18 protein-coding genes are annotated in these 20,187 nt (G+C 68.9%); 1 reads left to right on the top strand and 17 read right to left on the bottom strand.

All coding sequences use genetic code 11. The features are described from left to right. Positions 1-75 precede the first annotated feature (75 nt). The 17 genes from ABZS29_RS38185 to mraZ form a co-directional block, all read right to left on the bottom strand. Positions 76-381, bottom strand: coding sequence for a YggT family protein (locus ABZS29_RS38185; protein WP_355469921.1), 306 nt, complete (start codon positions 379-381; stop codon positions 76-78). A 39-nt stretch (positions 382-420) separates the two neighbouring features. Next, entirely contained in the window at positions 421-981 is a 561-nt protein-coding gene (gene sepF, locus ABZS29_RS38180; protein WP_355469919.1) for a cell division protein SepF, read from the bottom strand. A gap of 69 nt (positions 982-1,050) precedes the next feature. Beyond that, positions 1,051-1,761 carry a YggS family pyridoxal phosphate-dependent enzyme gene (locus ABZS29_RS38175; RefSeq protein ID WP_355469918.1) on the bottom strand — a complete coding sequence of 237 codons (711 nt, stop codon included), beginning with the start codon at positions 1,759-1,761 and terminating at the stop codon, positions 1,051-1,053. Continuing rightward, the gene (locus ABZS29_RS38170) at positions 1,758-2,495 is read right to left on the bottom strand and encodes a polyphenol oxidase family protein (protein WP_355469916.1); all 738 of its coding nucleotides are present in this window, start codon (positions 2,493-2,495) and stop codon (positions 1,758-1,760) included. The genes ABZS29_RS38175 and ABZS29_RS38170 overlap by 4 nt, the downstream gene beginning before the upstream one ends. 28 nt (positions 2,496-2,523) lie before the next feature. After that, entirely contained in the window at positions 2,524-4,026 is a 1,503-nt protein-coding gene (gene ftsZ / locus ABZS29_RS38165) for a cell division protein FtsZ (RefSeq protein WP_355469914.1), read from the bottom strand. Between the two features lie 151 nt (positions 4,027-4,177). Next, positions 4,178-4,918, bottom strand: coding sequence for an FtsQ-type POTRA domain-containing protein (locus ABZS29_RS38160; protein ID WP_355469912.1), 741 nt, complete (start codon positions 4,916-4,918; stop codon positions 4,178-4,180). A gap of 33 nt (positions 4,919-4,951) precedes the next feature. Continuing rightward, the gene (gene murC / locus ABZS29_RS38155; protein WP_355469911.1) at positions 4,952-6,412 is read right to left on the bottom strand and encodes a UDP-N-acetylmuramate--L-alanine ligase; all 1,461 of its coding nucleotides are present in this window, start codon (positions 6,410-6,412) and stop codon (positions 4,952-4,954) included. Beyond that, on the bottom strand, positions 6,409-7,497 hold the full coding sequence (gene murG / locus ABZS29_RS38150; protein ID WP_355469909.1) for an undecaprenyldiphospho-muramoylpentapeptide beta-N-acetylglucosaminyltransferase: 1,089 nt from the start codon (positions 7,495-7,497) through the stop codon (positions 6,409-6,411). The genes murC and murG overlap by 4 nt, the downstream gene beginning before the upstream one ends. Before the next feature lie 28 nt (positions 7,498-7,525). Then, complete coding sequence (ftsW, locus tag ABZS29_RS38145) at positions 7,526-8,770, bottom strand: putative lipid II flippase FtsW (RefSeq protein ID WP_355469907.1); 1,245 nt, start codon at positions 8,768-8,770, stop codon at positions 7,526-7,528. A gap of 15 nt (positions 8,771-8,785) precedes the next feature. After that, complete coding sequence (murD, locus tag ABZS29_RS38140) at positions 8,786-10,222, bottom strand: UDP-N-acetylmuramoyl-L-alanine--D-glutamate ligase (RefSeq protein WP_355469905.1); 1,437 nt, start codon at positions 10,220-10,222, stop codon at positions 8,786-8,788. After that, positions 10,219-11,295, bottom strand: a complete 1,077-nt coding sequence (gene mraY / locus ABZS29_RS38135; protein WP_355469904.1) for a phospho-N-acetylmuramoyl-pentapeptide-transferase — start codon at positions 11,293-11,295, stop codon at positions 10,219-10,221. Before mraY ends, murD begins: the two co-directional genes overlap by 4 nt. Then, positions 11,292-12,686: a UDP-N-acetylmuramoyl-tripeptide--D-alanyl-D-alanine ligase gene (gene murF, locus ABZS29_RS38130; RefSeq protein ID WP_355469902.1), complete on the bottom strand. Its 1,395-nt coding sequence runs from the start codon at positions 12,684-12,686 to the stop codon at positions 11,292-11,294. The genes mraY and murF overlap by 4 nt, the downstream gene beginning before the upstream one ends. After that, positions 12,683-14,206, bottom strand: a complete 1,524-nt coding sequence (locus tag ABZS29_RS38125; RefSeq protein ID WP_355469900.1) for a UDP-N-acetylmuramoyl-L-alanyl-D-glutamate--2,6-diaminopimelate ligase — start codon at positions 14,204-14,206, stop codon at positions 12,683-12,685. The genes murF and ABZS29_RS38125 overlap by 4 nt, the downstream gene beginning before the upstream one ends. 50 nt (positions 14,207-14,256) lie before the next feature. Then, entirely contained in the window at positions 14,257-16,482 is a 2,226-nt protein-coding gene (locus ABZS29_RS38120; RefSeq protein ID WP_355469898.1) for a penicillin-binding protein 2, read from the bottom strand. Positions 16,483-16,486: 4 nt separating this feature from the next. Beyond that, a complete protein-coding gene (locus ABZS29_RS38115) occupies positions 16,487-17,092 on the bottom strand; it encodes a hypothetical protein (RefSeq protein WP_355469896.1) in 606 nt (201 codons plus the stop codon). Further along, on the bottom strand, positions 17,092-18,057 hold the full coding sequence (gene rsmH, locus ABZS29_RS38110) for a 16S rRNA (cytosine(1402)-N(4))-methyltransferase RsmH (RefSeq protein WP_355469894.1): 966 nt from the start codon (positions 18,055-18,057) through the stop codon (positions 17,092-17,094). Before rsmH ends, ABZS29_RS38115 begins: the two co-directional genes overlap by 1 nt. Before the next feature lie 257 nt (positions 18,058-18,314). Further along, positions 18,315-18,746, bottom strand: a complete 432-nt coding sequence (mraZ, locus tag ABZS29_RS38105) for a division/cell wall cluster transcriptional repressor MraZ (protein ID WP_132166723.1) — start codon at positions 18,744-18,746, stop codon at positions 18,315-18,317. Positions 18,747-19,194: 448 nt separating this feature from the next. Here mraZ and ABZS29_RS38100 point away from each other — a divergent pair, with 448 nt between their 5' ends. Next, a complete protein-coding gene (locus tag ABZS29_RS38100) occupies positions 19,195-20,187 on the top strand; it encodes a MoxR family ATPase (protein WP_355469892.1) in 993 nt (330 codons plus the stop codon).

The following is a 20,187-nucleotide window of genomic DNA, read 5'->3' as shown; positions in this document are numbered from 1 at the left end:
GGCGGGCAGAACGGTCACGACTTCGGTTTCTCCGAGACTCTACCTACCCCGTCCCAGCGACCCTATCCGTGTGATTCACAGCGAGTTCAGCGCCGTGGAGTTGATCGACATCGCCACGGAGACGATGACGAACAGCATCAGCATGGACAGGTCGATCCGGATCCCGCCGGCCCCGATCGGGGGCAGGATCCGGCGCAGTGGCCGCAGGAACGGATCGGTGGCGGAGTAGATCGCCTCGAAGAGCAGCAGCAACGGCCCCTTCGGGTGCCATTGCGGGGCGAACATGACGATCAGGCCCAGTACGAAGCGCGCCACCAGCACAAGGAAGAAGGCGAGCAGTACGAAGCTGATCACTTGGAGGACGACCACTAGAGCAACCATGTTGTCCACGAGTGTAGAAGACGGCGGAAGCAGCCGGGGTCAGCTCTGGTTGTAGAACCCGTCCGCGGCGATCTTCTCCTTCTCCTCCGCGGCGACCGTCACGTTCGGCGGGCAGACCAGGAACACCTTGGTGGTGATCCGCTCGATGGAGCCGCGGCAGCAGAAGATCAGGCCGGCGGCGAAGTCGACCAGACGCTTGGCGTCGGCGTGGTCCATCTCGGTCAGGTTCATGATGACGGGCGTGCCGTCACGGAAGTGCTCACCGATCACGCGCGCCTCGTTGTAGCTGCGCGGGTGCACGGTGGTGATGCGGGCCAACTCGGTAACCTCCGGGGACGGTGCGACACCACGTCGTTCTGGGAACTTGCTGACCGTACCGCCCGGCTCCTCACGCCCCTGGTGCTGCTCGGGGCGCGTCTCCGTCCGCTCGCGGCTCTCCCGGCCGGCGGGTACCGGCTCGGTCTCCTGGGAGTCCCCGTCGACGGCTTCGTCGTCGTACTCGTACTCGTCGTCGTACTCGTCGTCGTACCGCGCGTTGTAGCGCTCCCCGTCCTCGACCAAGCCGAGGTACACACCCATCTTGCGCAGCGCGCCGCTCATGGCCCTCCAGCCCCTCGATCCGGTTCGACGACAACAGTTGAGCAGTAACGAACCTGCTCGATGTCGACACTAACCGAGTGGAGGACGCGTACCGAGTAAGGCGCGCCCGAGCCGGACATGTGTTGCTCCGTGCCGGATCGCGGCCTCGAGGTCCCCGGTCATCCCCGCGGAGATCCAGGTGGCGCCGGCGTGTTCGGAGCGTAGTCGCGCCGCGACTTCCTGCAGACCGGCGAACGCCTTGTCCGGTTCCGATCCGAGGGGCGCGACAGCCATCACACCCCCGAGCTCCAGACCGTCCGCCGCCGCGACCTCGGCCGCCAGCTCCAGTACGTCGGCCGGCGCGACACCACCGCGGTCCGCGCCGGTCGCCGCGCTCTCCGGCCCGTACGACGCCAAGCTCACCTGCAGGAGACAGCGGAGCGTCTTCTCCTCGGCGACGGCAGCCTTCGACAGCGCGGCGACCAAGGACGTCCGGTCGACCGAATGCACCACCGCTGCGTGCCGAACGACCGACCTCGCCTTCTTCGACTGCAACTGACCGACGAAGTGCCACGTGAGCTCGGGACACTCCGGCGCCTTCACCTTGAGCTCCTGCTCGCGGTTCTCCCCGACATCGGTGACTCCGAGGGCCGCCAGCGCCGCCACGTCGCTGACTGGGAAGGTTTTGGTGATCCCGACGAGGGTGACCTCCTCCGGATCCCTTCCGGCCGCCACACAGGCGTTCTCGATCCGCTCCCGCACCAGTCGCAGATTGTCGCGGAGCTCTTGCTCTCGGCTCATACGAGTTTCACCAGACCGGCCAGCCGGCCACTCTGCTTGCCTTCGCGGCGATACGAGTAGAGGTTCTCCGATTCCATCGTGCAGCCGCGCGCGTCCTCGATGACCTCGACGCCGAGCTCGGTCAGCTGCGCTTTCACCCCGGCGGCCACATCGAGCGCCGGTGTCCCCCAACTCGTCTCCGAGTACGACGCGGGCACGCGCTCGCTGACCTCCGCCCGCATCTCCTCGGGCACCTCGTAACACTTCCCACACGCATTCGGTCCGAGGACGGCGGTGATCCGGTCCGCACCGAGCGCCCGCATCGCATCCACGGTCGCGGTCGCGACACCGACGTACATGCCGGGCCGTCCGGAGTGTGCGGCGCCGATGATCCCGTTCTCGCTGTCGGCCAGCAGCACGGGCAGACAGTCGGCCGCCCGCACACACAACACGATGTCGGTGCGGGTCGTCACCAGCGCATCCACCCGCGGTACCGGGTCGAGCGGGATCGAGTCGCCGGGACGAACCACGTGGACGTCGCGACCGTGCACCTGGCTCACGCGAACGACGTACTCGGGCGTGACACCGAAGGCCGCACCGACCCGGCGAAAGTTCTCGCCGATCCGGGCGGCATCCTCACCCAACGCCCCGGCCCCGCCGAGATTCAGCTCGCCGTACGGCGGTTGGCTGATCCCACCGAAGCGGTCGGTGACGGCGAAGCGGGCAGCACCATGAACCTCGTCGTAGCTGAACACGACCAAAGGCTACCCGCGCACCTGACAGTTACTTCAGGAAATCCGGGATGTCGAGGTCGTCCTCGGCGGGCTCGGGCTTGCGGACCGGGCGTTGCGGAGTGGACGGGGCCGGCTGCGCGGGCGGCGGCGTGCTGGGGCCGGAGCCGTTGCCGGTGCTGTGCGTGGGACCGGTGGTCGGCCACCCGCTCTGCGTGGGCGTGGTCGGCTGCACCGTGCGAACCGGGTCGCCGGTCTGCGGACGCGCCGAGTGCGTGGTGCCCTGGCCGGGGCGGCCTTCGTTCTGCGTCGGGACCGGGACGGTGTCGTCGGTCGGCGACGTCGGGTACGGCGATGCCACCGGCTGGCTCACCGGAGCCGGCTGCTGAGCCGGGGGCTGCTGCTGCGCGGGCTGGGCCGGAGGCTGGGCAGCCGGCGGCGGAGTCGCCGGAGCGGACATCTGCTCCGAGTACGACGACTGCTGCGGCTGGGCAGGCTGTGCAGCCGGAGCCTGAGCCGGCGGCTGCTGCTGCTGAGCCGGCGGCGGAGTCGCCGGGCGGCTGGTCTGCGGGCGAGCCTGGCTGTTCGCCTGCTCGCGACGCTTCGGCATGCCGCCGTCGAAGCCGGCCGCGATCACCGTGACCCGGACCTCGTCGCCGAGGGCGTCGTCGATGACCGCGCCGAAGATGATGTTGGCGTCGGTGTGCGCGGACTCCGAGACCAGCTGGGCCGCCTCGTTGATCTCGAACAGCCCCAGGTCGGAGCCGCCCGCGATCGAGAGCAGCACCCCGTGCGCGCCCTCGATGCTTGCCTCAAGCAACGGAGACGAGATGGCCGCCTCGGCGGCCGCGACCGCGCGGTCCTCACCGCGCGACGAGCCGATGCCCATCAGCGCGGAGCCGGCGTTCGACATGACCGCCTTGACGTCGGCGAAGTCCACGTTGATCAGACCCGGCGTGGTGATCAGGTCGGTGATACCGGAGACACCCTGCAGCAGCACCTGGTCGGCCTGCTTGAAGGCGTCCAGCACCGAGACCGCCCGGTCCGAGATCGTCAGCAACCGGTCGTTGGGGATGACGATCAGGGTGTCGACCTCTTCGCGCAGGGCGGCGATGCCGTCCTCCGCCTGGGTCGCACGGCGCTTGCCCTCGAAGGAGAACGGCCGGGTCACCACACCGATCGTCAGCGCGCCCAGCGAGCGCGCGATCCGGGAGACCACCGGCGCGCCGCCGGTCCCCGTTCCACCGCCTTCACCGGCGGTGACGAAGACCATGTCGGCGCCCTTGAGCGCCTCCTCGATCTCCTCGGCGTGGTCCTCCGCGGCCTTCTGCCCGATCGCCGGGTTCGCCCCGGCGCCGAGGCCGCGGGTCTCCTCCCGGCCGATGTCGAGCTTGACGTCCGCGTCGCTCATCAACAGCGCTTGCGCGTCGGTGTTGATGGCGATGAACTCAACGCCCTTCAGACCGTGCTCGATCATCCGGTTGACGGCGTTCACGCCGCCTCCGCCGATACCGACGACCTTGATGAGTGCCAGGTAGTTCTGCGGTGCCGCCACAGTCCGCGCCTCTCGCCTCGTTCTGTTCCCGTTGTCCAGCGAAAAGACTGAACCTCAACTGAATACTTAGACTTATGTCAACTTTAGATTACGTCGCACCGTACGGGACCCCTGACAGCAAAGTCCACGCGCCTCGCCGTCGTGAGACGGGCTAGCGTTTTTCGCCTTTGGTGACTGGGAGATCGGGCGCCGAGACGTCGTACACGACGGCCTGCCGTTTCATCAGCACACTCAGTACCTCGGCCTTGCGCGCACTGTCATCGGAGCTGCCCCAGACCACCTTCACACCACCCGCGAGATTCAGTGTGATCGAGTCCGGCGAAGCCGCCGAGATCGACCCCACCTGAGCCCGCAGAGTGTCCGGCAGTGCGGCCGAGACCGTCACCACCGACCGGATGGTCTGCTCCCGCCGGGGACCCGTCACCTTGGCCTCCGGCAGTCCCGACGGCCGGGCCGGCAAAGTCTTGTACGACGTACCGGTCGCATCCACCAACTCGTACCGCGTGCCATCGGTCACGACCACCACCGGAACCCGCTCGGTGACCACGATCACGACCTTGTTCGGCCAGGCCCGGGTCACCTGAGCGTCCGCCACCGCCGGAATGCTCCGGACCCGGGTCGCGATGGCACTCAGGTCGACCTTCGCCAGCGGAGTGCCCATCGGCGCGGCCGCGGTCTGTTCGATCGTTGCCACCGGCACCGTATCCGCACCGCTCACCCGGACACCGCTGACGGCGAACGCGGACGAGAAGTAGAACAGCCAGACGACCAGTGCGCCGAGCAGAACCACCCCGCCGCCGATCGCCCACGGCAACCAGCTGCGCCAGCGCACCAACCGCTGCCGGCGCGCGAACCGCTGTTGAGCCCGAGCCAGATCAGCGCTCTGGCTCATGCCACAACCCCACGTTCAGCGAACCCCACGCAATTACTTCAGCACAGGGTCGGCAGAGACCGGCGCAGACTCGCGGAGGGCGGTCCGTTCGGCCAGCAAATCAACGACTTCCGGACCGATCAGTGTCACGTCGCCCGCGCCGAGGGTGACCACCAGGTCGCCCGGTGCCGCGAGGTCTGCCACCAGCTGCGGTACGGCGGACCACGACGGCTCGAAGCGCACCTGCTCCGGCTTCAGCGGCACATGGTTGGCCAGCAGGGCGCCGGTGATGCCGGGCTCGGGGTCCTCGCGGGCCGCGAACACGTCCATCACCACGACCTCGTCGGCCAGTGCCAGCGCCTCGGAGAACTCGGCCGCGAAGATCCGCGTCCGGCTGAACAGATGCGGCTGGAAGCACGCGATCACGCGCCCCTCCCCCGCCACCTGCCGGGCCGCGATCAGGTCCGCAGTCAGCTCGGTCGGGTGATGCGCGTACGAGTCGAACACGCGGACGCCGTCCTCGAGGCCCTTGAACTCGAACCGCCGCCCGGTCCCGGTGAAGGACGCCAGTCCCTCAGCCAGGTCGGCCGCGGAGAAGCCGAGCCCGAGCCCGACCGTCAGCGCCGCCGACGCGTTCAGCACGTTGTGCTTCCCGGCCTGCTGCAACTGCACCATCGGCAGCCGCCGGCCGCGATACACCGGCACGAAGCTCTGCGTCGCCCCGGTCGCCGTGAGCTCCGTGACATGCAGGTCCACGTCCGGGGACTCGCCGTACGTCCGAACGTCGATGCCACGCTCACGGGCGTACTCCGCCAGCTTGCGCGCGCCCGCGTCGTCGTGGCAGATCACCATGAAGCCGCCGGGCAGGACCCGGGCGGTGAAGTCCTCGAACGCCTTGCGGTACGACGCTTCGTCACCGTAGTTGTCCAGGTGGTCCGGCTCGACCGATGTGACGATCGACACCTCGGGCGCATACGTCAGGAACGACTTGTCCGACTCGTCCGCCTCGGCGACGAACAGATCGCCGGTCCCGTCGTGCGCGTTGGAGCCCGACTCGTTCAGATTGCCGCCGATCGCGTACGACGGATCGACGGCGCAGTGCTGCAGCGCCACGGTCAGCATCGACGTGGTGGTGGTCTTGCCGTGCGTGCCGGCGACCGCGATCGTCCGGCGGCCGACCATCACCGACGCCAGTGCGGCCGCGCGCGGCAGGATCGGAATCCCGGCGGCCCGAGCAGCGACAACTTCGGGGTTGGTCTCGCGGATCGCGGTCGAGACGACGACCGTGTCGACGCCGGCGACGTTCTCGGCGGCGTGGCCGACCCAGCAGGTGGCGCCGAGCGCGCGCAGGGCGGCGAGAACCTTGCCGTCCTTGGCGTCCGAGCCGGAGACCTCGATCCCCCGCGACGCCATGATCCGGGCGATCCCCGACATCCCGGCGCCGCCGATTCCTACGAAGTGCACCTTGCCCAGCTTCTCGGCCGGGAGCAGGGTGTCAGGAGCGGTGACGATCACGAGGCCGACCTCACCACATCCAGGATGATCTGCGCCAATCGGTCGTCGGCGTCCGTCCGGATAACGCCCGTCGCTGCTGTGGACATGGCTGTCAGACGCGCGGAGTCGTGCAGAAGTTGCGGCACCGTCGCCCGGACCCACTCCGCGGTCACGTCGGCGTTGTCGACCAGCAGGCCACCGCCCGCATCGACGACAGGCTTGGCGTTCTGGCGCTGCTCACCGTTACCGTGCGGCAACGGAACGTAGATCGCGGGCAGGCCGACGCCGGAGACCTCGGTCACCGTGTTGGCCCCCGAGCGGCACACCACCAAGTCGGCCGCGGCGTACGCCAGGTCCATCCGGTCGACGTACGAGAGCACCCGGTACGGCGCCGGTCCGGTCTGCGCGACCTCGAGCGAGTTCTTCGGGCCGATCACGTGCAGCACCTGGACGCCGGCCGCCTGCAGCTCCGCGGCCGCACCGGCGAACGCGTTGTTCAGCTGCTGCGCGCCCTGCGAACCACCGGTGACCAGCAAGGTCGGCAGGTCAGGGTTCAGACCGAAGAACGCCTGTGCCTCCGCGCGGACCGCGGCCCGGTCGAGGGTCGAGATCGCCCGGCGGATCGGGAGCCCGACGTACTGCGCGTGCGGCAGCTCCGAGCCCGGGAACGACGTGATCACGTGCTGGGTGCAGTACTTGGCGGCGAACTTGTTCGCGATCCCCGGTACGGCGTTCCCCTCGTGCACGACGATCGGCGTCTTGCGGCGCCAGGCGGCGACGTACGCCGGGGTGGAGACGTAACCGCCGAACCCGACCAGGACGTCGGCCTTCGCCTCGTCGAGCGCCTTGCGGGCGGCCGAGACCGAGGCCAGCATCTTCCCCGGGACGGCGAGCAGGGCGGGCGTGGGCTTGCGCGGCAGCGGGACCGGCGGGATCAGCTCGAGGCGGTAACCGGCCTCGGGGACGACCCGGGTCTCGATCCCCCGCTCGGTGCCGAGGGCGAGGATCTCGATGGTCGGATCGATCCGGCGCAGCGCGTCGGCGGTGGCGATCAGCGGGGAGGTGTGGCCGGCGGTACCGCCACCGGCCAGGACGATGCTGGGCACAGCGTTCAAATCTCCTGCACGTTTCTGGTCAGGACGAACGCGACGGCAGCCACCGGAACCGGGACCGTCTCGTCTCCTTGAGAGCGGCCTGCGCACCGGGTTCGACCTTCGCGAAGGACAGCAGCATGCCGATCGCGATCAGCGTCGGCAGCAGTGCGGAACCACCGTACGACAAAAGCGGGAGCGGAATTCCCACGATCGGTAGCAGTCCGATCACGGCGCCCAGGTTGACCAGGGTCTGGGCCATGATCCAGACCGTGATTCCGGCGGCCGCGTAGCGGACGAACGGTTCGGTGTTCCGGGTCGCGATCCGGCACCCGGCGTAGGCCAGGGTGAGGAACAGGGCGAGCACGGTGAGTGACCCGAACAGGCCGAGCTCCTCACCGATCACCGAGAAAATGAAGTCGGTGTGCGCCTCCGGCAGGTTGCCCCACTTCTGCCGGCTGTTGCCGATCCCGACGCCCCACCAGCCGCCGGTCGAGAGCGCGTAGAACGAGTGGTACGCCTGCCAGCCGATCGCGGTCGGGTCGGCGAACGGGTTCATGAACGACGTGACCCGGGCCATCCGGTGATCGGCGGTCCGGACGAAGTACGTCGCGATCAGGCCGACCACGGCGATCGTCGCGACGAACAGGCGGGTCGGCGCACCGACCACCCAGATCATCCCGATCATGATCGCCATCAGCACCAGCGAGGTGCCCAGGTCGTGCTGGCCGACGACCAGCGCGATGATCAGGCCGCAGACCGGGATCATCGGCACCAGCAGGTGCTTCCACTGGGTGAGCAGCTTCTGCTTGCGGGCATAGAGATCCGCGCACCACATCACCAGCGCGAGCTTGGCGAACTCGCTCGGCTGGATCTGCAGCGGACCGCCGAGGGTCAGCCAGTTGTTGTTGCCCTTGACACCCTTGCCGAGGCCTGGCACATAGGTCAGCACCAGTAGCAGCACCGCACCCAGCAGCGCGATGTACGCGAGCATCCGGAAGTGCCGCGGCGTCATCCGGGAGGCGACGTACGCCATCGGCAGACCGACACCGACCCAGATCAGCTGCCGGATGAAGATCGTGTAGCTGTTGCCGTTGGATCGCAGCGACAGCACGCTCGAGGCCGACAGCACCATCAGCAGCCCGAGCACCAGCAACAGGCCGGTGGCGCCGAGCAGGATGTGGTACGACGTCAGCGGCCGGTCGAGCACTTCGCGGATCGCCGCGACCCAGGGCCGCTCCGGCGCCCGGGCCTTGCGCTCGTCCGGTGGATCAGCGATCGACGTCACGCGATCACCCCCGGGTCAGTCCGCGAGGCCGCGTACGGCTTCGGCGAAGGCGTCCCCACGGGCTCCGTAGTTGGCGAACATGTCCCAGGATGCGCAGCCCGGCGCCAGCAGCACGGTGTCGCCCACCTGTGCCACCTTCGCCGCTTCCCCCACCACGATCTCCATGGCTCCAGTGTCGGTTGACTCGACGACGATCCTCGGGACATCGGGTGCGTGTCGTTCAAGTGCTTCCGCGATCACGGCCTTATCTTGACCGAGCAGCACGACTGCCCGCAGCCGCTCCTTGGCGGCGATCACCAGATCGTCGAAGGTCGCCCCCTTGGCCTGGCCGCCCGCGATCCACACGACGTGCTCGTAGGCGAGCAGCGACGCCTGGGCCGCGTGCGGGTTGGTGGCCTTGGAGTCGTCCACATAGTTGACCGAGGCAACCTCCGCCACGTGCGCGATCCGGTGCTTGTCGGGACGGAAGCCGCGCAGCCCGTCGCGGACCGCGGTCGCCGGTACGCCGAAGGCCCGGGCCAGCGCCGCCGCGGCCAGCGCGTTCGCCACGTTGTGCGGAGCCGGCGGGTCGACGTCCTCTAGCTTGGCCAGCTCCAGTGCGGAGGTCTGCCGCTGTTCGACGAACGCCCGGTCGACCAGCAGGTCCTCGACCAGGCCGACCATCGACAGGCCCGGCGTACCGAGGGTGAAGCCGACCGCGCGGCAGCCTTCGATCACGTCGGCCTCTTCGACCAGCCGCTCGGTGACCGGGTCGGCGACGTTGTACACGCACGCGACCTGGCAGTTCTCGAAGATCTTGCCCTTGTCCGCCGCGTAGGCGTCCATCGAGCCATGCCAGTCGATGTGGTCCGGCGCCAGATTCAGTACGGCGGCCGAGTGCGCCGACAGCGAGTGCGTGAAATGCAGCTGGTAGCTGGACAGCTCGACCGCGATCACGTCGTACGGCTCGGGGTCCATGACGACCTGCGGCAGCGGCAGCCCGATGTTGCCCGCAGCAACGGCACGGTGGCCGGCGGCGGTCAGCATCGCGGTCAGCATCTGTACGGTCGTGGTCTTGCCGTTGGTGCCGGTGACACACAACCAGGGCGCGGCGTTGGCCGGATCGCGCAGCCGCCAGGCCAGCTCGATCTCGCTCCAGATCGGCACGTCCCGCTCGGCCGCCTGCGCCAGCAACGGCGCGGTCGGCGGTACGCCGGGCGACGTCACCACGACGTCGACCTCGGGCGGGAGGGTCGCCGTACTGCCTGGGCCGAAGGTGACGGTCGCGCCGAGCACCTCGAGGACCTGCGCCTTCTCCCGCAGGTCTTCGTTGTCGCGGTCGTCGAGCACGAGCACATGCTCGGCGCCGGCCTGCAACAACGAGTCGGCGCACGCGTAGCCCGCCGTACCGAAGCCGAGGACGACGAACCGCGTCGTCGCCCAGCCGTCGTCGGTGCGATTGGTGAGGGTCATCCGGCCACCCATTCCGCGTAGAACAGTCCGAGCCCGATCACGGTGCAGAGACCCTGGATGATCCAGAACCGGATCACGACGTTGATCTGCTCCCACCCGAGCATCTCGAAGTGGTGGTGCAGCGGCGTCATCAGGAACAGCCGTTTCCCCGTGCCGGTGGTGGCCTTGGTGAACTTGAAGATGCTGACCTGCAGGATCACCGAGGCGGTGATCATCACGAACAGCCCACCGAGCAGCAGGACCAGGAGCTCCGTGCGGGTCATCACCGCGAGGCCGGCCATGGCGCCACCCAGTGAGAGCGAACCGGTGTCGCCCATGAAGATCTTGGCCGGCGAGGCGTTCCACCACAGGAAGCCGAACAACGCACCGGTCAACGCGGCCGCAACGACAGCGAGGTCGTGGGGATCTCGCACCTCGTAACACTTCGAGCCGGGCGCGGTCGCACAACTCTGGTTGAACTGCCAGATGCAGATCAGCGTGTAGGCGCCGAACACCATCATCGACGCACCGGCGGACAATCCGTCCAGACCGTCGGCCAGGTTGACGGCGTTCGACATGCCGTTGATCAGCAGGAGGAGCCAGACGACGACCAGGAACGGCAGCAGCTCCAGCCAGCTGATGTCCCGGATGAACGAGATGAACGGCGACGCCGGCCGCTGCCCCCGCGCGTCCGGGAACTGCAGGGCGAGCACCGCGAACGTCACCGCGACGATCGTCTGTCCGGCCAGTTTCGCCTTGCTGCGCAGCCCGAGGCTCCGCTGCCGGAAGATCTTGATGAAGTCGTCGACGAAGCCGACCGCGCCACACCCGGCGAGCAGGAACAGCACCAGCAAGGCCGACGCGGTCGGCTCGGTCATCGTGAACAGCTTCGCCGCGAAGTACCCGACGATGGTCGCGATGATGAAGACCAGACCGCCCATGGTCGGCGTACCGCGTTTGGTCGCGTGCGAGGTCGGGCCGTCGGTGCGGATCTCCTGGCCGTAACCGCGCTTGGCCAGCAGGGCGATCGCCCAGCGGGTACCGATCAGGGTCAGCACCATCGAGACGGCACCGCCGAACAGGATCGAGATCACTGCACGCCCTCCCCGATCAGCGCCTCGGCCAGGCTGCGCAGCTTCGAGGCCTTGCTCGACTTCACCAGGACGACGTCGCCCTTGCGCAGCTCGGACCGCAGTACGTCGAGTGCCTCGGGGATGGTCGGCACGTACGCCGACTCGTTGCCCCAGGAACCCTCGAGGGAGGCACCGAGGTGGATCGGCTTGGCGCCTTCACCGACGACCAGCAGCCGGTTCACGTCCAGCCGCACCACCAGCCGGCCGATCGAGTCGTGCTCCTCGGTCGAGGTGTCGCCGAGCTCGAGCATCTCCCCCAGCACCGCCCAGGTGCGGGCGCCGCGGGAACGGCCGATCGCGACCAGCGCCTTGAGCGCGGCCCGCGTCGAGTCCGGGTTGGCGTTGAAGGCGTCGTTGATGATCGTGACGCCGTCGGCACGCTCGAAGATCTCCATCCGGGCCGCCGAGACCGGCGCGGCCGCGACCAGGCCGTCGGCGATCTGCTCCGGGGTCAGCCCGACGGCGTGGGCGACGGTGGCCGCACCCAACGCGTTCGAGACGTAGTGCTCGCCGATGAACTTGAGCTGAACCTCGCGGCTGAAGTCACCGATCCGCAGGGTGAAGCTCGGCCGGCCCTCGCCGTCCAGCTTCAGATCCGTCGCGCGGACATCCGCGCTGCCGGCCTCGCCGAAGGTCAGCACCTTGGCGCTCGTCCGGCTCGCCATCGCGGCAACCCGCGGGTCGTCGGCGTTCAGGACGGCGGTGCCGCCCGGGACCACCGACTCGATCAGCTCACCCTTGGCCTGCGCGATGTTGTCCTGCGAGCCGAACTCGCCGATGTGCGACGTCCCGACGTTGAGCACCAGGCCGACCTTGGGCGGGGTGATCCCGGACAGGTAGAACAGGTCTCCCGCGTGCCGGGCACCCATCTCGGCGACCAGGAACCTGGTCGACTCGGTGCACTGCAGCGCGGTGAGCGGGTGCCCGATCTCGTTGTTGAACGAGCCCTCGGGCGACACGGTCTCGCCGTACGGGCGGATCAGCTGGGCGATCAGGTCCTTGGTGCTGGTCTTACCGGACGAGCCGGTCAGGCCGATGACGGTGAGGCCGGGCAGACGGCTGATGACCAGCCGGGCCAGGTCACCGAGCGCCTTCTGCGCGTCACCGACGACGATGCAGGGACAACCGTCGATCGGGCGCGTGGTCAGGGACACCGTGACACCGGCCTCGGTCGCCGTACCGACGTAGTCGTGACCGTCGACGCGTTCACCGGGCAGGGCGACGAACAGCCCGCCCGGGCCGGCCGTGCGGGAGTCGATGACCACCGCGCCGTCGACGACGGCCGTGGGGTCCACCCCCGCCAGCTCGCCATGGACCGCCGCGGCGATCTCCTCGCACCTGACGCTGATCACTGCTGTGCCTCCAACAACTCACGCACGGTTTCGCGGTCGTCGAACGGGTGGATCACGCCGCCGACGTCCTGGCCTGTCTCATGACCCTTGCCCAGTACGACGACTGTGTCGCCCGGACCGGCCAGCTCGATCGCGGTGGCGATCGCCTGCCGGCGGTCGCCGATCTCGTGCAGGTCGACGGCCGGGACCGCCTGCCGGGCTCCTTCGATCGCAGCGGCCCGGATACTGGCCGGGTCCTCGCTGCGCGGATTGTCGTCGGTGACGATCACGACGTCCGCCGTCCGGGCTGCTGCCGCGCCCATGGCCGGCCGCTTGCCGGGATCACGGTCGCCACCGCAACCCACGACCGCGAACAGCCGGCCCTTGGTCGCGGTGCGCGCCGCCTGGAGCGCCAGCGCGACGGCGTCCGGGGTGTGCGCGTAGTCGACGATCACGGCGACACCGTCCGCGCGGACGAACCGCTCCATCCGTCCTGGTACGGCGGCGTCGCGCAGCCCGGCGGCGATCGCCGCGGCGGAGACATCCACCTGCCGCAGCATCACCGTGGCCAGCAGAGCGTTCGCGACGTTGAAGTCCCCCGGCAGGGAGATCTCCACGGTCAGCGTCTCGCCCGGGCCCTGGATGTCGATGACGGTCGTGCCATGGTCGGACTGGTGCCGGTCGGTGACCGTCCAATCCGCCGTACCCGTCGTGGAGACGGTCACCAGCGGTACGACGGTCTGCGCGGCCAGCCGGCGGCCGTACTCGTCGTCGATGTTCACGACGGCCAGATCACACCGCTCGGGGGTGAACAGCGACGCCTTGGCGGCGAAATACTCCTCGAACGTCTTGTGGAAGTCCAGATGGTCCTGCGTGAGGTTCGTGAAGCCGGCCACCGCGTACCGCGCGCCGTCCACCCGCCCCATCGCCAGAGCGTGGCTGGAGACCTCCATCGAGCACCACTGCACGGAGTGCTCGCGCATCACCGCGAACAGCGCCTGCAGGTCGGTCGCCTCCGGAGTCGTCCGCACGCTCTTCACGACCTCGTCTCCGACGCGGGTCTGGATCGTGCCGATCATTCCGGCCGGGCCGAGCCGCCTCAGGACCGAGTCGAGGAGGAAGCTGGTCGTGGTCTTGCCATTGGTTCCGGTGATGCCGAGGAGCCGCATCTGGCTCGTCGGTTCACCGTAGACCTGTGCGGCGACCGCACCGAGCACGTCGCGCGGCTTGTCGACGACCAGTACCGGCAGACCGGTCTGGGCGGCGCGTTCCGCACCAGCCGGGTCGGTCAGTACGGCGGCTGCCCCCGCCTCGGCGGCCTTCGCCGCGAACGCTGCCCCGTGCGTGTTCGCACCGGGCAGAGCGGCGTACAGGTCGCCGGGGAGGACGGAACGGGAGTCGAGCGTGACTCCGGTGATCTCGACCGGCCGGTCAGGGGCGGCCGCCCCGACCAGGAACGCCAGGTCGGAGAGGGCCACCGGCACCACGTGCCGGGGTCGGATCGCTGCTACGGCACCGCCTGCGGCGGTAGGGGTGGACACGGGCCCAGAGGCTACCGCTCCGGACCCTGCGAGACCTACCTGACCCTCAGTCACCAGGTGATCGGGACGTTCTGCTGCTTCGCCCCCGTCGGCGGGACCGCGTACTTCTGCAGCGCGAAACTCATCACGTCCCGGAACACCGGTCCTCCCTGGAAGCCACCACCCCGAGCACCTGTCGGGTCGTGCAGTACGACGTACACAACGAACCGCGGGTTGTCCGCGGGAGCGAATCCGGCAAAAGAAGTCGCCCACTTGCGGTAGCAACTGCACGTCGAGTCCACCTGCTGCGCCGTACCGGTCTTGCCGGCGACCAGGTAGCCGTCGATCGCCGCCTGCGGCGCGGTGCCCTTCTCCGCGGTCACCGCCTCCATCATGGTGGCGACCTCCTTGGCGGCCTTCTCGCTCACCACGCGGCGCGGCGGGGCGCCCTCGTTCGGGGTCAGGGCGCCGTTCGGCTCGATCCAGTTCCGGACCAGCTTCGGCGGCACGTAGACGCCGCCGTTGGCGACCGCGTTGACCGCGGAGGCCTCCTGGACCGCGTTCACCGAGAGGCCCTGACCGAACGCGACGTTCGAGCGGGTGATCTCCGGCCACTCGTCGCCCGGCATCAGCTTGCCCTTGCTCTCGCCCGGGAAGTTCAGGCCGGTGGGCTCACCGAAACCGAAGTCGTGCAGGTACTTCACGAAGGTCGGGATCCGCATCTGCTGCGCGGCCATGATCGTGCCGACGTTCGACGACTTCGCGATCACGCCGGCGATGGTCAGGTTCAGGTCACCGTGGACCCAGTGGTCCTTGACCCAGCCGCCCGGCAGCTTGATGGTGCCCGGCACCTTGAGCTTGGTGTTCAGGTCGATCAGCCCGGCATCGGCCAGCGCAGCCATCGTGACGACCTTCTGCACACTGCCCGGCTCGTAGGTGCGCTCCAGGGCAGGGTTGTTCAGCTCGGTCGACTTCTGCAGCTTCTTGTTCGGGTCGAAGGTCGGGTAGTTGGCCATCGCCAGGATCTCGCCCGACTTGACCTCCTGCACGATCACCGTGCCGCCGCTGGCGTGGTACTGCCGGACCGTCTCCCCGATCCGTTGCTCGGCGAACCACTGCAGGTCCCGGTCCAGCGTCAGCTGCACGCCGACCCCTGGGCGCGGTTCCTCGACGGTGTGGTTGGCGTTCGGGATCTTGTTGCCGTTCGCGTCGACCTCGTAGATCGCCTTGCCGTCCTGGCCGGACAGCTTGTCGTTCAGGCCGTACTCCAGCCCGGACAGGGCCTTGCCGTCCTTGCTGGTGATTCCGACCACGGTCGCCGCGATCGAACCGTTCGGGTGGCTGCGGGTCGGGTCCGCCTCCGTGTACAGGCCGAGCAGCCCCGGTGCCTTCTGGTCGGCCGGCTTGCCCTTGTTCTGCTTGGCGATCTCCTTGTTGGCGGCCTTCATCTCGGCCTGGATCTCGTTCCACGTCTGCGGGCTGACCTTCTCGGCCAGCTCCTTGTACCGGCCCTCGGCGGTCAGGTCGGCGAGCAGCTTGTCCGGCGTGGTGGACCCGGCGAGCTTCGGCGCCAGGATCGACACCAACTGCTGGGCGACCGGCTTGGTCTGCTTCGGGTCCGCCGTAATCCTGACAGTGTCCTCGGTGACCGCGAACTCCACGCCGTTGCGGTCGGTGATCGAACCGCGCGGCGCGTGCAGGACGTACGTCTTGTTGTTCTCCTTGCTCGCGGCGAGCGCGTAGCTGTCCGGGTCGACACCCTGCAGCAGCACCAGCCGGCCGGCGAACAGCGACAGCACAAACGCCATCACCCCGAAGGTCAGCCGCAGCCGCAGCGTCGAGCGACCCAGCTTCAGCGTCTTCGGCGGCTTCTTCGCGCGCGGCTTCTTCGGACGCGGCTGCGGACGGTTCTGCGGCGGCCGCTTCCGGGCCGTGCTCTTCTTGGCAGCGGTCTTCTTCGCCGGAGCCTTGCGCGGACCACCTTCACCCGTACGGCGCGGGACCGGGCGACCGTCGTTCGTCACCGGGCGCTTGCGCGGTGCAGCCTTCTTCGCCGCCGCCTTCTTGGCCGCCGGAGCTGCCTTCTTGACCGGGCGGCGCGGCGCGGCCGCGGCCTGCTGCGCCTCCTGCTGCTCGCGCGCCTGGCGGAGCAGGCGCTCGCGGGTCGACTCGGGACGCTGCGGGGTGGCGCGGGTGCGGTCCGTAGCGGCGGACGGGCGAGACGGGGTGGAACGCGGCGGCGTGCCGCGGCCTGATCCGCCCTTGCGTGGCGGCTCGTTACCCCGTCGGTCCGTCATCCGATCATCCCCCGGTGGTCGTGGTGGTGGCGGGCGGCTTCTTCGTCTGCGTGGTCGCCGGCGGCTTCTTCGTCTGGGCAGCCGGCGGCTTCTTGGTCTGCGTGGCCGGCGGCTTGGTCGCCGTACCGGGCTTGACGACCGGCGGCTTGGCGGCCGGCGGCTTCACGCCCTCCGGCGTGCCGGGGCCGAACATCGCCGTACCGGTTCCGGCCTTGCCTTCCTTCGGTACGCCGAGCACCTGGCCGTCGGACAGCCGCAGGAAGACCGGGTTCGGGTTCGGCACCATGCCCATCTTCAGCGCGCGGTCCGCCAGGTTCTGCGGCGACTCCAGCGTGCGGACCTCCTTCTCCAGCTGCTCCTGCTGGTCGCGCAGCTGGCCGGCCTGCTCGTTCAGCTTGGTGATGCCGAAGGTTCCGCGCTGCAGCTCGGTGTTGAGCAGCAGCAGGCCGATCAGGCCGGCCGCGAGCAGCGACACGACGAAGATGACGAACGGCATCCGCGGCGGGCGGAACGGCGCGCCGTACACGACGCGCAGCTTCGGCTCCGCCCGCTTCGCCGGCGGTGTGGCCGGCAGGACCCGCGCCTTCTGCGGGCTGAACACAGTGCTCATCAGGCCACCATTCCCTTCACGCGGACCCGTTCGGCCGCGCGCACGCGTGCGGAGGCGGCGCGCGGGTTCGCCGCGACCTCCTCCTCGGTCGGCCGCTCGGCTCCCCTGGTGAGGATCCGCAGATAGGGCTCATGGCCCGCCGGAATCACCGGCAGGTCGTCAGGTACGTCGGTCTTCGTCCCGGCCGCCAGCGTCTGCTTGGTGATCCGGTCCTCCAGCGACTGGTAGCTCATCACGACGATCCGCCCGTGCAGCGCCAGCGCCCGGAGTGCGTTCGGCAGCGCCCGGCGCAGTACCTCGAGCTCGCCGTTCACCTCGATCCGCAGCGCCTGGAACGTGCGCTTGGCCGGGTGACCGCCGGTCCGGCGGGCCGCCTGCGGGATCGCGTTGCGGACCAGCTCGGACAGCCGCGCGCTGTTCGTGAACGGCTCGGCCTCGCGCTCGCGCACGATCCGGTCCGCGATCCGGCGGGCGAACTTCTCCTCGCCGTACTGGAACAGGACGCGGGCCAGCTCGGCCGCGCTGTAGGTGTTCAGGATGTCGGCCGCTGTGGTCGGACCGGTCGAGTCCATCCGCATGTCCAGCGGCGCGTCCTGCGAGTAGGCGAAACCGCGGTCGGCCTCGTCCAGCTGCATCGAGGAGACGCCGAGGTCGAACAGGATGCCGTCGATCGCCGGTACGCCGAGCTCGTCGAGCACGCGCGGAAGCTCGTCGTACACGGCGTGCACGAGCGTGATCCGGTCGGCGTACGGCGTCAGCCGCTCACCGGCCAGCCGCAGCGCGGCCGGGTCCCGGTCCAGGCCGATCAGCCGGATGTCGGGGAACTGCTGGAGGAACGCCTCCGAGTGGCCGCCGAGACCGAGGGTCGCGTCAACGAAAACAGCGCCGGGCTGCGCGAGTGCGGGAGCCAGCAGCGCGACCACGCGCTCCAGCATCACCGGCACATGCCGCTCCGACGCGTCCATAGCTCGACCCTTCTCGTCGCTGCGGGAGCGACCCTGCCCCCGCAGGTCCCTGATTTCGTGCTGCTGTGGGAGTTGAGGCCGGAGACGACTCCGTCCGGTCAGATCGCGGGTACGACGTCCGGGGAAGTACTCCGTCGTTTGGCGCCGGGGAAGTGGCGTCAACACTCGGAGTCGGAGGTCGGACCCGTGATCTCACCGGACGGCCGGTGTGCTCGCGCGCCGCAGACTCATTCTTTTGTTCAGAAGCTCTGTTGCCTTTAGAAGATTCCTGGCAGTACTTCCTCGGAGAGATCGGCGAACGCCTGCTCCTGCTCCTGGGAGTACCTGTTCCAGTTCTCCGTGTTCCAGATCTCCACCCGGTTCATCGCCCCGATGACGACACAGTCGCGATCCAGTCCCGCGTAATCGCGCAGCATCGGCGGGATGGTGACCCGGCCCTGCTTGTCCGGCACCTCGTTGGAGGCTCCGGCGAACAACATCCGTAGGTAGTCCCGCGCACCCTTGTTGGTGATCGGCGCCTGCTTCAACTGCTCGGTCAGCTGGACGAACTCAGCCTCGGGCCAGACCGCCAGCGATCGTTCCTGACCGCGGGTGATCACCAGGCCTTCCGCCAGTTCGTCCCGGAACTTCGCCGGCAGGAACAGCCGTCCTTTGTCGTCGAGCTTGGGGAAGTGAGTTCCGAGGAACACGCTCCACCTCCCCGTTGCGGACTCTCCGTCTCAGGCGAGCTGCTTTCCACCACTTCGGTTCCACTGCGCTCCACCTTACTCCACTTCGCCCCACGGTCAACCAACTTCCGCCCCCTACTCCCCACTCCAAGCGCAAATCGGGCCCGCGTGTCCCGCGTGTCGCTGCGCCTGAAACAACTTCCGGGAGGGGCTGGTGGAGCGAAGTGGAGGACGAAGTGGAGGACGTGGTGGGGGTGCCGGCGGAACGGGTAGAAGAAAGGAGCGAACCGATCGCGGCCTTCCAGCGTCGAAGGGCGCAGTCGGCGTCGAAGGGCGCACCCGGGATTTCCCCCGCCCGTACGCTGGGAGGGGCACCGAAACGCCAGGTAACGAAACATCCGCTGCTCTAGGTCCGACCCTCACTCCGGGTGAGAATGTGTCGGCCGTCAATCAATGGGGAGGACTCAGGGTGAGCACCACCACCGCGACCAGCCCGCTGGCAGGAGGCGGAGACTTCGACGAACTGTCCGAAGTCGCCGGACGAGTCCGCCGCGCGATCGAGCAGGTGATCGAAGGCAAGCCCGACGTGGTCGAGGTGGCCGTCACCGTCCTGCTGGCCGAAGGCCATCTCCTGATCGAGGACGTGCCGGGCGTCGGCAAGACGATGCTGGCCAAGGCGCTGGCGAAGTCGATCGACTGCAGCGTCCGCCGGATCCAGTTCACGCCGGACCTGCTGCCGTCCGACATCACCGGCGTCTCGGTCTTCAACCAGGAGATTCGCGACTTCGAGTTCAAGCCCGGCGCGGTGTTCGCGAACATCGTCGTCGGCGACGAGATCAACCGCGCCTCACCGAAGACCCAGGCCGCGCTGCTGGAGTCGATGGAGGAGCGTCAGGTCACCGTCGACACCACGACGTACCTGCTCGAGGCGCCGTTCATGGTGATCGCGACCCAGAACCCGATCGAGATGGAGGGCACGTACCCACTGCCCGAGGCGCAGCGCGACCGGTTCATGGCCCGGGTGTCGATGGGTTACCCGGCACCGGAGGCCGAGCTGCGGATGCTCGACGGGCACGCCGCCGACAACCCACTGGCCAACCTGCAGGCGGTCACCGACGGCCAGCAGATCCTCCGCCTGGTGAAGACGGTGCAGTCCGTGCACGTCTCGGAGTCCGTCAAGGAGTACGCCGTCGCTCTGGTCGGCGCGACCCGTCGCTCGCAGGAGCTGCGGCTCGGGGCCTCGCCGCGCGCGACGCTGCACCTGATCCGGGCCGCCCGAGCGGCGGCCGCGCTGGACTCCCGCGAGTTCGTCCTCCCCGACGACATCCAGGAGCTGGCAGTGCCGGTGCTCGCGCACCGGGTCCTTCCCGCGGCTGAAGCGCATCTCGGTGGGCGCGGCGCAGCCGACATCGTCGCTGGGCTGGTCTCCTCGGTGCCGCTGCCTCGCACGCGTCGGGACTGA

The sequence above is a fragment of the Kribbella sp. NPDC005582 genome (genome assembly GCF_040605415.1).
Taxonomy (GTDB): domain Bacteria; phylum Actinomycetota; class Actinomycetes; order Propionibacteriales; family Kribbellaceae; genus Kribbella.
The sequence above is the reverse complement of the archived record's forward strand: the minus strand, read 5'-3'. Positions and strand labels throughout refer to the sequence as shown.

Bases quoted from the DNA above. Each gene is read 5' to 3' on its own strand.
- ABZS29_RS38185 (WP_355469921.1), bottom strand. From the start codon at position 381: ATGGTTGCTCTAGTGGTCGTCCTCCAAGTGATCAGCTTCGTACTGCTC.
- sepF (WP_355469919.1), bottom strand. From the start codon at position 981: ATGAGCGGCGCGCTGCGCAAGATGGGTGTGTACCTCGGCTTGGTCGAG.
- ABZS29_RS38175 (WP_355469918.1), bottom strand. From the start codon at position 1,761: ATGAGCCGAGAGCAAGAGCTCCGCGACAATCTGCGACTGGTGCGGGAG.
- ABZS29_RS38160 (WP_355469912.1), bottom strand. From the start codon at position 4,918: ATGAGCCAGAGCGCTGATCTGGCTCGGGCTCAACAGCGGTTCGCGCGC.
- murD (WP_355469905.1), bottom strand. From the start codon at position 10,222: ATGACCCTCACCAATCGCACCGACGACGGCTGGGCGACGACGCGGTTC.
- ABZS29_RS38120 (WP_355469898.1), bottom strand. From the start codon at position 16,482: ATGACGGACCGACGGGGTAACGAGCCGCCACGCAAGGGCGGATCAGGC.
- ABZS29_RS38115 (WP_355469896.1), bottom strand. From the start codon at position 17,092: ATGAGCACTGTGTTCAGCCCGCAGAAGGCGCGGGTCCTGCCGGCCACA.
- rsmH (WP_355469894.1), bottom strand. From the start codon at position 18,057: ATGGACGCGTCGGAGCGGCATGTGCCGGTGATGCTGGAGCGCGTGGTC.